This window comes from Paraburkholderia sp. EB58, from assembly GCF_050436665.1.
In the GTDB taxonomy this organism is placed as follows: Bacteria; Pseudomonadota; Gammaproteobacteria; order Burkholderiales; family Burkholderiaceae; genus Paraburkholderia.
In genome coordinates this window covers 172,709-187,515 of record NZ_JBNDMQ010000018.1, presented here as the reverse complement: position 1 = coordinate 187,515, position 14,807 = coordinate 172,709, and the positions used below count along the sequence as shown (strand labels likewise).

Annotated in this window: 11 protein-coding genes and 1 tRNA gene; 9 read left to right on the top strand and 3 right to left on the bottom strand. The window is 62.2% G+C overall.

All coding sequences use genetic code 11. The features are described 5' to 3' along the window. Window positions 1–371 precede the first annotated feature (371 nt). Window positions 372–2,096: a ubiquinone-dependent pyruvate dehydrogenase gene (gene poxB / locus P3T40_RS25415; protein WP_429270452.1), complete on the top strand. Its 1,725-nt coding sequence runs from the start codon at window positions 372–374 to the stop codon at window positions 2,094–2,096. Between the two features lie 127 nt (window positions 2,097–2,223). After that, window positions 2,224–3,600: an amino acid permease gene (locus P3T40_RS25410; protein WP_429270451.1), complete on the top strand. Its 1,377-nt coding sequence runs from the start codon at window positions 2,224–2,226 to the stop codon at window positions 3,598–3,600. Between the two features lie 28 nt (window positions 3,601–3,628). Here the strand turns inward: P3T40_RS25410 and P3T40_RS25405 are convergent, their stop codons facing one another. Then, window positions 3,629–5,635: a sigma-54-dependent Fis family transcriptional regulator gene (locus P3T40_RS25405; protein ID WP_429270450.1), complete on the bottom strand. Its 2,007-nt coding sequence runs from the start codon at window positions 5,633–5,635 to the stop codon at window positions 3,629–3,631. Between the two features lie 422 nt (window positions 5,636–6,057). On the opposite strand from P3T40_RS25405, the gene P3T40_RS25400 reads away from it, so the two are divergent. The 7 genes from P3T40_RS25400 to P3T40_RS25370 all read left to right on the top strand — a co-directional run bounded on the left by P3T40_RS25400 (window position 6,058) and on the right by P3T40_RS25370 (window position 12,910). Further along, window positions 6,058–7,122 carry an ATP-NAD kinase family protein gene (locus tag P3T40_RS25400; RefSeq protein WP_429270461.1) on the top strand — a complete coding sequence of 355 codons (1,065 nt, stop codon included), beginning with the start codon at window positions 6,058–6,060 and terminating at the stop codon, window positions 7,120–7,122. Between the two features lie 39 nt (window positions 7,123–7,161). Next, window positions 7,162–8,145: a thiamine pyrophosphate-dependent dehydrogenase E1 component subunit alpha gene (locus P3T40_RS25395; RefSeq protein ID WP_429270449.1), complete on the top strand. Its 984-nt coding sequence runs from the start codon at window positions 7,162–7,164 to the stop codon at window positions 8,143–8,145. A gap of 37 nt (window positions 8,146–8,182) precedes the next feature. Then, window positions 8,183–9,187, top strand: a complete 1,005-nt coding sequence (locus tag P3T40_RS25390; protein ID WP_429270448.1) for an alpha-ketoacid dehydrogenase subunit beta — start codon at window positions 8,183–8,185, stop codon at window positions 9,185–9,187. A gap of 3 nt (window positions 9,188–9,190) precedes the next feature. After that, window positions 9,191–10,303 (top strand): acetoin dehydrogenase dihydrolipoyllysine-residue acetyltransferase subunit, encoded by a 1,113-nt coding sequence (locus P3T40_RS25385; RefSeq protein WP_429270447.1) that lies wholly within the window; start codon window positions 9,191–9,193, stop codon window positions 10,301–10,303. A gap of 1 nt (window position 10,304) precedes the next feature. Further along, complete coding sequence (gene lipA, locus P3T40_RS25380) at window positions 10,305–11,297, top strand: lipoyl synthase (RefSeq protein WP_429270446.1); 993 nt, start codon at window positions 10,305–10,307, stop codon at window positions 11,295–11,297. A gap of 69 nt (window positions 11,298–11,366) precedes the next feature. Continuing rightward, window positions 11,367–11,690 (top strand): hypothetical protein, encoded by a 324-nt coding sequence (locus tag P3T40_RS25375; protein ID WP_429270445.1) that lies wholly within the window; start codon window positions 11,367–11,369, stop codon window positions 11,688–11,690. A 587-nt stretch (window positions 11,691–12,277) separates the two neighbouring features. Continuing rightward, on the top strand, window positions 12,278–12,910 hold the full coding sequence (locus P3T40_RS25370; protein ID WP_429270444.1) for an NUDIX hydrolase: 633 nt from the start codon (window positions 12,278–12,280) through the stop codon (window positions 12,908–12,910). 102 nt (window positions 12,911–13,012) lie between these two features. Here the strand turns inward: P3T40_RS25370 and P3T40_RS25365 are convergent. Next, window positions 13,013–13,097, bottom strand: a tRNA-Leu gene (locus P3T40_RS25365). 198 nt (window positions 13,098–13,295) lie between these two features. Next, on the bottom strand, window positions 13,296–14,681 hold the full coding sequence (hemN, locus tag P3T40_RS25360) for an oxygen-independent coproporphyrinogen III oxidase (protein ID WP_429270443.1): 1,386 nt from the start codon (window positions 14,679–14,681) through the stop codon (window positions 13,296–13,298). Window positions 14,682–14,807: the final 126 nt, after the last annotated feature.

The window sequence follows — 14,807 nt, the reverse complement described above, 5'->3', positions numbered from 1 at the left end:
ACACCGTGCGGCTCTGGCAATGCTAACCCGCGTTTGATTCCTCACGGCAGGCCAGCCTTTGCCTCACGGGAGTCATACTGCCTAATAGACCGATAAGAATGCAAGGAAAGGCCAACGCCATAAGAAAACAGCCAAGTGCGGCGCCAACAGACCAACAAGCCAGCAGGAAAGGCCAACGCCATAAGCAAACAGCCAAGTGCGGCCCCAAACAGACCAACAAGCCAGCAAGAAAAGCCCAACACCACAAGAGCACCACCAAAGCGCCGCAAGGCAAAAAACCAAAACCTGTACGACAATAGACCCCCAGTGCGCAAATCGCCGCACCCCTCCCAGCGACATCGTCTCTTCAACCCTGGCGGAGCAGAAAGACCATGAGCAAACAGACCATCGCAGACTACCTTGCAAAGACGCTTCATGCAGCCGGGGTCGAACGTATCTGGGGCGTGACCGGCGACAGCCTGAACGGCCTATCGGACAGCCTCTACCGCCTCGGCTCGATCCGCTGGATGCACACCCGCCACGAAGAAGTCGCCGCATTCGCGGCAGGCGCCGATGCCGCCGCCACCGGCAAGCTCGCCGTCTGCGCGGGCAGTTGCGGCCCCGGCAATCTACACCTGATCAACGGCCTGTACGACTGTCACCGCAATCATCAACCGGTGCTCGCCATCGCCGCGCATATTCCGTCGTCGGAAATCGGCCTCGGTTACTTTCAGGAAACCCATCCGCAGGAGCTGTTCAGGGAGTGCAGTCACTACGTCGAACTCGTGACCAATCCATCGCAGTTCCCGCGGGTGTTGGCCACCGCGATGCACACGGCGATCGAGCAGCAGGGCGTCGCAGTGATCGTGTTGCCGGGCGACGTCGCGCTCGGCGAGGCGCCCGATGAAGTGCCCACCTGGGCCGGCACGCTGGGGCCGGCCACGTTGATGCCGTCCGCTGCTGATATCGACCGACTCGCCGATCTGCTGAACCAGTCCGAAGGTGTCACGCTGCTGTGCGGCAGCGGTTGCGCGGGCGCGCACGACGAAGTGGTCGCGCTCGCCGACGCGCTCGGCGCGCCCACCGTCCATGCGTTGCGCGGCAAACAGTACGTGGAGTGGGACAACCCGTACGACGTCGGCATGACTGGCCTGATTGGCTTCAGTTCCGGCTACTACGCAATGATGTCGTCCGACACACTGGTGATGCTCGGCACCGATTTCCCCTATCGCAACTTTTATCCATCGCACGGCAATATCGTGCAGATCGATCGCCGCGGCAGCGCGCTCGGCAAGCGCGCGCCCTTGAAGCTGGGGCTGGTCGGCGACATCAAACCGACCTTGCAGGCACTGCTGCCGAAGCTCACACGCAAGACCGACCGCGACTTTATCGAGCGCGCCCGCACCCATTACTACGCTGCGCGCCTCACGCTGGACGATCTCGCTCGCCCATCGGATCCCGGCAAGCCGATTCATCCGCAATACCTGACGAGCATCGTCAACGAAGTGGCGGACGACGACGCGGTGTTCACCGTCGACGTCGGCACGCCCACGCTATGGGCCGCGCGCTATCTGACGATGAACGGCAAGCGCACCTTGCACGGCTCGTTCAATCACGGCTCGATGGCGAACGCCATGCCGCAGGCACTGGGTGCGAAAGCGGCGCAGCCGAACCGCCAGGTGATCTCGCTATCGGGCGACGGCGGTCTGTCGATGCTGCTCGGCGATCTGCTGACTGCCCGCCAGCTCGACCTGCCGATCAAGGTGGTGGTCTACAACAACAGCTCGCTCGGCTTTGTCGCGATGGAGATGAAGGCGGGCGGCTACCTCGATACCGGCACCGACCTCAGCGCGACTGATTTTGCAGCCATCGCACAGGCCGCTGGAATCTACAGCGTACGTGTAGAGGACTCCGAAAGGATCGGCGATGCGTTGCGCGACGCCTTCGCGCATCCCGGGCCGGCGTTGATCGATGTGGTCACGGCGAAGCATGAACTGGCGCTGCCGCCAAAGATTCAGTGGGCGCAGGCCAAGGGCTTTAGCTTGTACATGTTGCGCGCGGTATTGAACGGTCGCGGCGACGAGGTAGTGGAACTGGTGAACACGAATCTGCGCTAGCGGCTTCTGCAGTCACGGGTTCCACCCAGTATGTGGGGCGTATCGGAACAAGCTAAAATCTTGGGCTTTGCCAGCTCAAACCATTAGTTTGTCTGGGTGATCGACATCCCTACACTGGGGCGCAATTTTGAATAGTCCACAGCAGCAAGAAGGCCTGAAGCGCGGGCTGAAGAACCGTCACATCCAGCTGATCGCGCTGGGCGGGGCAATTGGCACGGGCTTGTTCCTCGGGTCGGCTAGCGTGTTGCAGGCGGCCGGCCCGTCGATGATTCTCGGCTACGCGATTGGCGGCATCATCGCCTTCATGATCATGCGGCAACTCGGCGAGATGGTCGCGCAAGAGCCGGTGGCTGGTTCGTTCAGCCACTTCGCCTACAAGTACTGGGGCGATTTCCCCGGCTTTCTATCGGGCTGGAATTACTGGGTGCTGTACGTGCTGGTCAGCATGGCCGAGTTGACGGCAGTGGGGACGTACGTGCATTTCTGGTGGCCCGGTGTGCCCGCCTGGGTGTCGGCGCTGGTGTGCTTTGTGGGCATCAACGCGATCAATCTGGCTAACGTGAAGGCCTATGGTGAAACCGAATTCTGGTTTGCGATCATCAAGGTGGTGGCGGTGATCGGCATGATCCTGTTCGGCGGCTATCTGCTGATCAGTGGCCATGGCGGTCCGCAGGCGTCGATCACCAATCTCTGGGCCGATGGTGGTTTCTTCCCGCACGGCTTCCATGGCCTCTTCATGATGTTGGCCGTGATCATGTTTTCGTTCGGAGGCCTCGAACTGATTGGCATCACGGCGGCTGAGGCGGATGAGCCGCAAAAGAGCATTCCGAAAGCGGTGAATCAGGTGATCTACCGGATTCTGCTTTTCTACATCCTCTCACTGGTGGTGCTGCTGTCGCTGTATCCGTGGAATCAGGTGGCCGCAGGCGGTAGTCCGTTTGTGATGATCTTCTCGCAGATCGGTTCGACCCTCACGGCGAATATTCTCAACGTCGTGGTATTGACCGCGGCGCTGTCGGTCTACAACAGCGGTGTGTACGCGAATAGCCGCATGCTGTATGGCCTCGCGGAGCAGGGCAATGCGCCGCGTGCGCTGATGAAGGTGGATCGCCGCGGCGTGCCGTATCTGGCGATCGGCCTGTCCGCGCTCGCTACGTTTGCCTGCGTGATCATCAACTACCTGATTCCGTCTGAAGCGCTCGGCGTGTTGATGGCGCTGGTGGTGGCGGCGCTGGTGCTGAACTGGTCGCTGATCAGCCTTACGCATCTGAAGTCGCGCAGGGCCATGGTGCAGGCAGGCGAGACGCTGGTGTTCAAGTCGTTCTGGTTCCCGGTCAGCAACTGGATCTGCCTTGCGTTCATGGCGATGATCCTGGTGATTCTGGCGATGACGCCGGGGTTGTCGGCGTCGGTGTGGCTGGTGCCAATCTGGTTGCTGTTGATGTGGGCCGGCTATGCGGTGAAGCGGCGTCGGGCAGGGGCAGTCGCTCACGCCACGCGCTAAGACATCGCTAATACCTTGGCGGTCCGCATCAACTGCGATGCGGGCCCACAATTTCCAGTTTCGCAATCCGCCGGTACAGGGTCGCCCGCGAAATCCCTAACGCCTGCGCCGCGGCATTGGGCCGCCATTGATGCCGCGTGAGCGCTTCGACAATGCGCGTACGTTCGTCGCGCGAGTCGTGCGAGTCGTGCAAGCCGTGCGAATCGTGAGTGTTGCGCTGTGGAGGCATCGAGGCTAACGTCCGGTTGCCCACAATCTCAGGCTCGAGAAGTACCGCGACGTCAGGCGCGACGTGCCGCATTTCGACCCGCGACGAATCGCAGAGCGCACACGCATAACGCAACACATTGCGTAACTGCCGGATATTGCCCGGCCACGTAAAGCTCGCGAGGCGCTCGGCGAGCCGCGGGTCTAGCGTCAGGACGTGGCCTGCCATTTGCGCTTCTTCGTCGAACACAATCGCAATGACGTCGCGGATATCCGCGCGCTCGCGCAACGGCGGCATCGGTAAGCAGGCGCCGCTCAAGCGGTAGTACAGGTCCTCGCGAAACAATCCTTCAGCAACCATCTGCGCGAGATCGCGGTGAGTCGCGCAAATCACATCAATGTCGACGCGTACGGGCGCGTCGCCCCCGAGCGGCATCACCTCGCCCTCGGCCAGCACGCGCAGCAAGCGCGTTTGCAGATTGAGCGGCATATCGCCGATTTCGTCGAGAAAGAGCGTGCCGGTATGCGCCTGCGCAATCTTGCCGCGAGCGCCGCGGCTGCGCGCGCCCGTAAATGCGCCGGGTGCGTAGCCGAACAATTCGCTCTCAATCAGCGACTCTGGAATCGCGCCGCAATTTACCGCGATGAATGGCCGCGTGCGTCGTGCGCCGGAATCGTGCACCGCACGGGCGAAGACTTCCTTGCCGACACCTGTTTCACCGAGAATCAGAATCGGTAGCCGCCTGCCGATCAGGCGCAGCGCCACCGACGCGTTGTGCGCGATACGCGAGTCCGCGCTACCGAGAAACCGGCTCAGTGCGCCGACGTGAAGATGATCGTGGGCGCCGTCTTGTGACAGGCGGACGGCGCCAGCGCTGGCTGCGGTACTGGCCGATGGACGCGCAGGACGTTTGAGCGGCGCGCGAATCCGCGCATAGAGCGTCGAACCCGTTGCCCGCAGACGCAAACAGACAATCGCATCGGTACGTGCGACATCGTGCAGATGCACGTCGGCGGTATCGAACACGTCGTCTATATGACGCGGGCCGTTCAAGGCCGGAATGCATTCGCGCGCTTTGCGATTCGCCGCGACCAGGTTGCCGCATTCGTCGAACGCGATCAGCACTTCCGGTTGCGCTTCGACGAAGTTGCGGCTCGAGTGCCCGAACAGAACCCAGTGCTGCGCGGTTTGATTAAGAAAGTAGCCGTCTTCGATCAGCCCCGCGCTCTGACGCACCAGTTGAAACACGAGCCGCTGGCTGTCGCGGTTATCCGGCGAGCGTACAGCGGAGGCGTCGAGCACGCCGATCATTTCGCCGGTGGGCGCGAAAATGGGCGCTGCGCTGCAGGTCAACGTCGTAAAGGCTGCACGGAAGTGATCGGTCTTGTGCACCGTGATCGGCGCGAGATCAGTCAGCACGTTCGCCACGCCGCAGGTGCCTTCTTCGCGTTCGGACCAGCACGATCCAATATAGAGCCCCGCGTGCTTGAAATCGCTGCGACGCTCGCGGTCGATCCGGTAGTCGATCGTCACACCGTGAGCGTCGGTGAGCATCACGCAATAATCGGCCACGCGGATCATGTCGTGCAGACGCGTCAGACATTGACCCGATGCGCGCAGGAACGACTCTTCCTTACCCTGAATCTCGCGCAATTCCGCCGACGTCAGGACGCGGGGCCCGATCGCGGCGCCCGGATCGAGCCGGTATTGTTCGAACGAACGCTGCCATGACGAGACAAGGCGTGCGGAATCTGCGGGGGCGGGCAAGCGCCCTTCGATCGCGCCGCGCACGCGCTCGATATGCTGGTTTTGCGAAACGTAAGGCATGGTCGGCTCCGGTCGAGCGACACACAGTCAGTTCAGGCTGATCTTGTAGCACATCCCGCCGCATCAATCACACTGCAATGCAGCATGCGAGACGCGTGAGACGTTCGTCTCATCGGTGCATGAGACGAGGTCGCGGAGCGCCGTGATGCAAGCGCGATAAGGCTCAGCGCGTTGCGGGCTGGTTGGCCTGTCTCGCTGCGACGATCTCTCATGCTGCACTTGAGACGCGCCGCGCGCTGCGCCACACCGCGCTCGTCACGAGTTTCACACCCGTTGTTTGCCAGAAAAGCCCTTTAAACAAGGCACTTTCGCTGGACATCCTGCTCCTTCAGAAACATTGGCACACCCTTTGCAGTGTCTCGCTCATGACAAACGCGCCGTCGCTCGAAGACGGCGTGTCGAAAAAACCGGAGACAAGCACAGTGCCATCGCCCTTTACCGTTGGCGTAATCGCGAATCCCGCGTCTGGGCGCGACATTCGCCGCCTCACGAGCTATGCGTCCGTGTTTCCGACTTCCGAAAAAGCGAACATGGTGGTGCGATTGCTGGCGGGACTCGGCGCGCTCGGCGTGGATCGCGTGCTGACCTTGCGCGACCGTACCGGCGTCGCCGCGCTGTTGTTGCGCGCACTCGAAACCCACGCGGTGGTCGGCACACAGCAGCGCTGGCCGGTAGTCGACTTCATCGCCCAACCCATCACCGATAGCGCCGCCGACACGCACGCAGGCGTCGTCGCGATGCTGCGGGCCGGCGTGGAACTGATCGCAGTACTCGGCGGCGACGGAACGCATCGCGCGGTCGCCGCGCATTGCGGGCGGGTCCCGTTGCTGACCTTGTCGACCGGTACCAACAACGCCTTTCCCGATTTGCGCGAAGCGACGGTCGCCGGACTCGCCGGTGCGCTGGCGGCATCCGGTTCTGTGCCGCCCGATGTGGCCTTCACGCGCAACAAGCGCCTCGTGGTGCGCTGCGTTGCCGGCCCCAATCGTGGCCGCACGGAGATCGCGCTCGTGGATGTCTGCGTGAGCCGGCAGCGCTTCGTCGGCGCGCGCGCTATCTCCGAGCCGTCCGATATCGAGACCCTTTTTCTCACCTTTGCGTCGCCCGACGGGATCGGCCTGTCGTCGATCGGCGGCGCGTGGGCGCCAGTCGAGCGCACGGCTTCGCATGGCTTGCATCTGCGTTTTGCCCGGCCCGGCGAATCCGGCGTGCCGCTGGTCGCGCCGATTGCACCGGGTCGGGTCGAGCGGGTGCTCATGCGTACCTGCGAGCGCTTTGAAGTGGGCGGCTGGACGCCGCTCGAGGCAGAGCACGGCACGCTTGCGTTCGACGGTGAGCGCGAAATCGAACTGGAGCGTGGCGACCAGTACGAGATTTCACTCGACTGGGACGGCCCGCTCACCGTCGATGTCGAACGCACGCTGCGTTACGCGGCGTCGCGGCAGCTGGTTAGGGACGTGGCACATGTGGTTGCGCAGCAAAAGTAGTTGGGTGCAAGCAGGGCATTCATTTCAAGGAGACACACCATGTCGGTTTCAACTGATTTGAGCAAGGACGAACTGCTGAAGGCGTATCGGATGATGCGCACGATCCGCGAGTTCGAGGAGCGCCTGCACGTGGAGTTCGCGACCGGCGAAATACCCGGTTTCGTGCACCTCTACGCGGGCGAAGAGGCGTCGGCGGTCGGCACGATGCTGCATCTGAACGACGCGGATTATGTGGCCACCACGCACCGCGGCCACGGTCATTGCATCGCCAAAGGGGTCGATGTGCGCGGCATGATGGCCGAAATCTACGGCCGCAAAACCGGTGTGTGCCACGGCAAAGGCGGCTCGATGCACATTGCGGATCTGTCGAAGGGCATGCTCGGCGCGAACGGCATCGTCGGTGCGGGTGGCCCGTTGATCTGCGGCGCGGCGCTCGCGGCCAAGTACAAGAAGTCTGGAGGCGTGGGGGTGTGTTTCTTCGGCGACGGGGCCTCGAATCAGGGGGTGATCTTCGAGTCGCTGAACCTTGCCTCGGTCTGGCGCTTGCCGGCGATTTTTGTGGCGGAGAACAACGGCTACGCAGAAGCGACGTCGTCGACGTGGTCGGTAGCGACCGACAACATCGCAGACCGCGCGAGCGGCTTCGGCATGCCGGGCGTGATCGTCGACGGCTTCGATTTCTTCGCGGTGCATGAAGCGCTTGGCGAAGCGATTGAAAGGGCGCGCCAAGGCGGCGGTCCGACGCTCGTCGAAGTGAAATTCTCGCGCTATTTCGGCCATTTCGAAGGCGATGCGCAAACCTATCGCGCGCCGGGTGAAGTACAGAAACTACGTGACGAGAAAGACTGCCTGAAGCGCTTCGAGGAGCGTGTGGTGCGCGCGGAGATGCTCACCGCGGATCAGTTACGTGGCATCGATGCAGAGGTGAAGACCTTGATCGATTCCGCCGTGACCGAAGCCAAAGCCGCGCCGTTGCCCACCGCCGAAGACCTGTTGAGCGACGTGTACGTGTCGTATCCGTAATGCGCCCGTCGTACACCTAAACTATCTGGAGACAGACATGGCACGCAAAATCACCTTCTCTCAGGCAATCAACGAAGCGCTGAGTCAGGAAATGGCCCGCGATGAAACCGTCATCGTGATGGGCGAGGACAACGCGGGCGGCGCAGGCTCGCCCGGCGAACAGGACGCATGGGGCGGCGTACTCGGAGTGACGAAGGGCCTGTTTCACAAGTACCCGGGGCGTGTGCTCGACACGCCGCTTTCCGAGGGCGGCTATATCGGCGCGGCAGTGGGCGCGGCGGCATGCGGCATGCGGCCAGTGGCGGAGCTGATGTTCATCGATTTCATGGGCGTGTGCTTCGACCAGATCTTCAACCAGGCCGCTAAATTCCGCTATATGTTCGGCGGCAAGGCGGTGACACCAGTCGTGATTCGCGCAATGCAGGGCGCCGGCTTGCGCGCGGCCGCGCAGCACTCGCAAATGCTGACGTCGTTGTTCACGCATATCCCCGGTCTGAAAGTGGTGTGCCCCTCCACGCCCTATGACGCGAAAGGCCTGCTGATTCAGGCGATCCGCGACAACGATCCGGTGATCTTCTGCGAGCACAAGCTGCTGTATAGCCGCGAAGGCGACGTGCCGGAAGAGTCGTATGCGATCCCGTTTGGCGAAGCCAACGTAGTGCGTGAAGGCGACGACGTGACGATCGTCACTTACAGCCGCATGGTGCACTACGCGACGGAAGCCGCGGAAAAGCTCGCGAAGGACGGCATCGAGGCGGAGGTGATCGATTTGCGCACCACCTCGCCGCTCGATGAAGAGACCATCCTCGAGAGCGCGGAGCGGACGGGCCGCGTGGTCGTGGTCGACGAAGCGAATCCGCGCTGCTCGATTGCCACCGACATCTCCGCACTGATCGCGCAACGCGCGTTTCATTCGCTGAAGGCGCCGATCGAAATGGTGACCGCGCCCCATACGCCCGCGCCGTTCGCCGGCGTGCTCGAGGACATGTACATCCCGTCGGCCAAGCAGATTGCCGACGCCGTGCTGAAAGTGAGAGGCTAAGCGATGCCGATTCATATGATTACGATGCCCAAGTGGGGCCTGTCGATGGAGCAGGGACAGGTGAACGGCTGGCTCAAGGCGATCGGCGACAAGGTCGCCAAAGGTGACGAAATTCTCGATGTGGAGACGGACAAGATTTCATCCGGCGTCGAGTGTGCGTTCGACGGCATCCTGCGGCGGCAGATCGCGCAGGAAGGCGAGACCTTGCCCGTAGGCGCATTGGTCGCAGTGGTGGCGGATGCTGAAACCGCCGACGCGGAGATCGATGCAGGGGTGGAAGCGTTTCAGCGCGACTTCGTGCCGGCCAGTGCCGAAGCGGGCGAAAGCGGCCCGCAGCCCGAAAAAGTCCAGATCGGCGGACGCACTGTACGGTATCTGAAGCTGGGTGAGGGCGGCACACCCGCGTTGCTGATTCACGGCTTCGGTGGCGATCTGAACAACTGGCTGTTCAATCACGCCGATCTGGCCGCGCATCGCACCGTGTGGGCACTGGATTTACCGGGTCACGGCGAGTCGGGCAAGTCAGTCGAGAGCGGCAGTGCGCAGGAATTGGCGGACGCCGTGATCGCTTTCATGGACGACCGCGGCATCGGGCGTGCGCATCTGATCGGGCATTCGATGGGCTCGCTCGTGGCGATGACGGTGGCCGACAAGGCACCCACGCGTGTTGCTTCGCTATCCTTGATTTCCGCTGCAGGCTTGGGCAAGGAGATCAATGGCGGCTACATCAGCGGATTCACCGAAGGCAGCAATCGCAACGCACTCAAGCCGCAACTGGCGAAGCTCTTCGCCGATCCGACGCTCGTCACGCGTCAACTCGTGGAGGATATCGTCAAGTACAAGCGGCTCGAAGGCGTGCAGGATGCGTTGCGCAAGATATCTGCATCCGCATTCGAAGGCGATGTGCAGCGCTCGGGCTATCGCGACCGGCTCGCGGGGCTCGCGCCTCGCATCCTGGTGATCTGGGGGGATGGGGATCAGATCATTCCGGCGTCGCATGCTCAAGGACTGCCAGGCGATGTCAGCGTGCATGTGCTGGAGGGCAAAGGGCACATGGTGCAGATGGAAGCGGCCTCGGAGGTGAATCGCCTGCTCAACGACTTTCTGGAGGGCTGAGATGGACGCCGCCCTGCATGGCGTCGGCGTCACTGCGGTCACTGCGCTTGGCCAGCACGGCAAGCGCAGCGGCGACAAGCTCGCGCGGATTCCGGTGAAGATCGTCCCGCTGACAGCCGGCGAAGTCCTGCCCAAACCTTCCTGGTTGCATGCCAAGCCGATGATGAGCGAGACGGTTGCCGGCATGGCGGCGATCCTGCGTGAACACCGCTTGCATTCGGTGTGTGAGGAGGCGATGTGTCCGAACATCGGCGAATGCTTTGCGCAGCGTACCGCGACGTTCATGATCATGGGCGGCATCTGCACACGCCGTTGTGCCTTCTGCGACGTCGCGCACGGCCGGCCGGAGCCATTGGACGAGCGGGAGCCGCACAGGCTTGCCGAAGCGGTGGCGGCGCTCGGTTTGCGCTATGTAGTGGTGACGTCGGTAGACCGCGATGATCTGCGCGACGGCGGCGCCGCGCATTTTGCGCGCTGCGTCGCGTTGCTGCGCGAGCGCGTGCCGGGAATTCGTGTCGAACTACTGACGCCGGATTTTCGCGGCCGCGCCGAGCGGGCGTTGCTCGCTCTGTCGCAGGCGTGGCCGGACGTGTTCAACCACAACATCGAAACCGTGCCGTCGCTTTATCGCGCCGCGCGTGCCGGTGCGGATTACCGCGGCTCGCTCGAACTGCTTTTACGCGTTAAAGAGGCGAACGAGGCCGTGCTGACCAAGTCGGGTTTGATGGTCGGGCTTGGCGAGTCGGATGAGGAACTGCTTGAGACGCTGCGTGATTTGCGCGCCCATTGCGTAGATGTCGTCACGATTGGCCAGTACCTCGCCCCGTCGCGCTTTCATATGCCGGTGCGCCGGTATATGGAGCCGGCGCAGTTCGCGGCATTGCGCGAGGAGGCGGTGAAAATGGGGTTTCGCGAAGTTGTCGCGGGGCCGCTCGTGCGTTCGTCGTATCACGCGGATCAGGTGGCGGATGTGGCCACGAATAGTTATCCCTAGCGTCTTCTTTGATAAATCACCATCGCGCCAACGCCTAGCGCCACAGCAACGAGCAGAACACCGAGAACGATGGGCAACCCATTCGACGATGTGCCGCTCGAGGTAGGTGTGGTCGCGGATGCCGCACTGACTGGGGCCGCCCCCGACGCATCCGATGTAACGGCCCGCGGCAGGGCGATGCCGTATGCACTTCCCTGGCGCGAGACGGGGACGCTCGACGCTTGCTGGTTTGCCGCGGCCGCAGTTGCGGCGGCGGCCGGAGAAGCCGGCAACGTAGCGGAGGCAGGTCCGAGTGCTTCCGAAGCGGTTATGACGGGTTCCGCTGGGATGCTCTCGGCTGTGGTGTTCTGGGTTGGACTATTCTCAACACCTTTGCCGATGGCGTTCCATTGAGCGAATACACCGTCGATGCAATGCACGTCAGTGCAGCTATCGCGTTTGCGCTTCCATGCCGCGAGGTCGTTCGCGTTCAGCTTGCCTTGCTGAATCAGCTTCTGCTGCTGCTCATAGATGTCGTCGTACTCGTGATTCAAAATCGCGTGATCGCAAATGACCCGCTGGGCCGGTTGCTGTGTGCTCTCACACTGAATGTCGCTTGCCCATGAGCTTGTGCTGCAGAGCAGGAAGCAAATTAGAGCGCATTTGATACTACTTGTGTGCAGCGGCAATTCACCCTCCTTTGAGTATGGTCGAGTTCATAAGGCGCGGGTCGCCGTGGCACAACCCACTTTAATTGCCAGAGCGGCGACGAGGCTGAACAAACATGGCCACGTCGCAAACGGTATGCCACATCCTGACAGCGGTAAGCTCACTCCGCAATGCAGAGCCCACGGCATGTAGTTTGCTGGCAGGATGCGGTCTAAACGAAGATGCCAGATTGATTGCCAATGGTTCTATCGCCGGTCAGAGCTAAGCATGGGAAGTTTGGATTACATTTGGGGTTTTAAATTTCATCAATCGCCCAGAAGCGGAACGGTCCCATGCGTGAACCTGCTGACTTGACGAAACGGCGGTTGACACAGGCGCGTCGCCTGTTGGCAATCGCACAATCGGGCCTGCATTACACCACCGGCGCATTCGACAAAGAGCGTTATCAGGAGTTACTAAGCATTGCGCAGGCCCAACTTGCCGACCTCGCCGATATGAACACAGAGGAGGTCGCGCAACTATTCGCCCCTGAAGAAGGTTATGCGAATCCGAAAATTGATGTTCGCTGCGCGGTGTTCGATGACGCCGGTCAGATCCTGCTAGTGCGCGAAGCTTCCGATGGTCGCTGGTCCCTTCCCGGCGGTTGGGCCGACATCGGCGCCTCGCCAGCCGAGAACGCCATGCGCGAGGTCCGCGAGGAAAGCGGGTACACCGTGACCATCGAGCGATTGCTTGCGATATGGGACATGCCGAAGCACCAACACCCACCTTCCGTTTTCCACATCTGGAAGCTGGTGTTTCTGGGGAAGATTGCCGCTTCGGGTGAAATCTCCGGCGTGGAAACGGACGCCGCGGGATTTTTCCCCATCGACGCATTGCCTCCGTTGTCGCTGGGGCGCATCTTGCCCGAGCAGATTCGAAGACTTGCTGAGCTTCGATGTGAGGGGGCCGTGGAGTTCGACTAAGCCCTTTCGGTCACTTATCGGCGCACTTGATCGGATTGCGTGCGGCTTGAGCGCAAATGCAAAAAGCCGCTCGAGAGCGGCCGTTGCGATACTGCTGAGATTTGGTGCCCAGGGCCGGACTCGAACCGGCACGCCTTGCGGCGGGGGATTTTGAGTCCCCTGCGTCTACCTGTTTCACCACCTGGGCTTGTCTTGCGACACGTGCGCATAAAGGCTGCGCGCGGCGGGAGACGCAGATTATGTCCGAAAATGCCGCGCCGGGCAAGCTGCCTGCCAACTATCGCCGTTCAGGGTTTGTCCGGGCCGAATCGGCAGGCGCTCCGCACGCGGACAGTTCAATTGGCTCAGGGCTTGTCCGTACCGTACTGTATTGCCGCCCGAAGCCTCAGACCGTCCGCGAGAACCGGTCCATGGTCTGCTGGCCGAGATAGCGGTCGAACACCATCGCAATGTTGCGCACCAGCATGCGCCCGGCCATCAGTACTTCGACCTTGCCACCGCCGATCGACACCAGTCCATCCTCCGCAAAGCTACGCAGCCGTTCCAGTTCTGTAGCGAACGTATCGGCGAAGTGAATCCCATAAGCCGCTTCGAATTCATCGAAACGTAGCTCCAGGTTGCACATCAGTTGCGTGATGATGTCGCGGCGCAGGCGGTCGTCGGCGCTCAGCCGCACACCACGCGTGATCGCGAGACGTCCGGCATCGATCGCCGCCGCGTAGCCCGGCAGATCCTTCGCGTTCTGCGCATACACGTCGCCCACCTTGCCGATCGACGACGCCCCGAAGCCGAGCAAATCGCATTCCGCACGCGTGCTATAGCCCTGGAAATTGCGGTGCAGGGTACGTTGCTCCTGCGCACGCGCCAGTTCGTCAGTGGGCAGCGCGAAGTGATCCATGCCGATATACACATACCCCGCGCTCGTCAGACGCTCGACCACCAGCCGCAGGATCGCCATCCGCACGGCGGATGAGGGCAGCGCCGAGGCGTCCATCTGGCGCTGCATCTTGAAGAGCTGCGGCATGTGCGCATAACCGAACACCGACAGGCGGTCAGGCGCGAGCGCAAGCATGGTGTCGAGGGTGCGGCTGAAACTGTCGACCGTCTGATGCGGCAGTCCGTAGATCAGATCGACGCCGATAGAGTGAAAGCCCGTGGCACGGGCGGCGCGCATCACGGAAGCGGTCATCTCGAGCGGCTGGATACGGTTGATGGCCTGCTGGACCAGCGGATCGAAATCCTGCACGCCAAGACTCAGCCGGTTAAAGCCGAGCGTGCGCAGATGCACGATGGTCTTGGCGGATGCCTCGCGCGGGTCGACTTCGATCGAGAATTCGCCCGACGAGTCGGGACTCAGCATGAAGTGCTGACGGGTGGCCGCCATTAGCTCGCTCATCTCGTCGTGGGACAGAAAAGTCGGCGTGCCGCCGCCCCAGTGCAGTTGGGAAACCGGCCGTGTGGTGTCGAAGCAGGCCGCCTGCAAGGCGAGTTCGCGCTTGAGCCGGTCCAGATACGGGCGGGCGTGGGCGCGGTTCTTCGTCGCCACCTTGTTGCAGCCGCAATAGAAGCAGACGGTGTCGCAGAACGGAATGTGGAAGTAGAGCGAGAGAACCGTCGCCGACGCGCCTGGGTCAGCCGCGGCGCGCCGATAATCGGCCTGATCGAAATCGTCGCGGAACTGAAGGGAGGTTGGATAGGACGTATACCGTGGGCCGTTTGCGCTGTACTTGGAGAGCAGGTCGGGGCGAAAGAGGGTGTCGGCGATGGTCATAGGTGGCTCGGTGGGGCGCCACGCCGGGAAGTGCGAGAGAGGCCTGCGGGTCGGCTAAACCGGATGGAACGGGGCAGGCGCCTCTTGAGCGTGGCCTTTCGTATCTGTCCAAGCTTACGGGAGCGC

Excerpts from the sequence above, each read along its gene's own strand:
- poxB (WP_429270452.1), top strand. The coding sequence starts at position 372 with ATGAGCAAACAGACCATCGCAGACTACCTTGCAAAGACGCTTCATGCA.
- P3T40_RS25405 (WP_429270450.1), bottom strand. The coding sequence starts at position 5,635 with ATGCCTTACGTTTCGCAAAACCAGCATATCGAGCGCGTGCGCGGCGCG.
- P3T40_RS25395 (WP_429270449.1), top strand. The coding sequence starts at position 7,162 with ATGTCGGTTTCAACTGATTTGAGCAAGGACGAACTGCTGAAGGCGTAT.
- P3T40_RS25390 (WP_429270448.1), top strand. The coding sequence starts at position 8,183 with ATGGCACGCAAAATCACCTTCTCTCAGGCAATCAACGAAGCGCTGAGT.
- P3T40_RS25385 (WP_429270447.1), top strand. The coding sequence starts at position 9,191 with ATGCCGATTCATATGATTACGATGCCCAAGTGGGGCCTGTCGATGGAG.
- lipA (WP_429270446.1), top strand. The coding sequence starts at position 10,305 with ATGGACGCCGCCCTGCATGGCGTCGGCGTCACTGCGGTCACTGCGCTT.
- P3T40_RS25375 (WP_429270445.1), top strand. The coding sequence starts at position 11,367 with ATGGGCAACCCATTCGACGATGTGCCGCTCGAGGTAGGTGTGGTCGCG.
- P3T40_RS25370 (WP_429270444.1), top strand. The coding sequence starts at position 12,278 with ATGCGTGAACCTGCTGACTTGACGAAACGGCGGTTGACACAGGCGCGT.
- hemN (WP_429270443.1), bottom strand. The coding sequence starts at position 14,681 with ATGACCATCGCCGACACCCTCTTTCGCCCCGACCTGCTCTCCAAGTAC.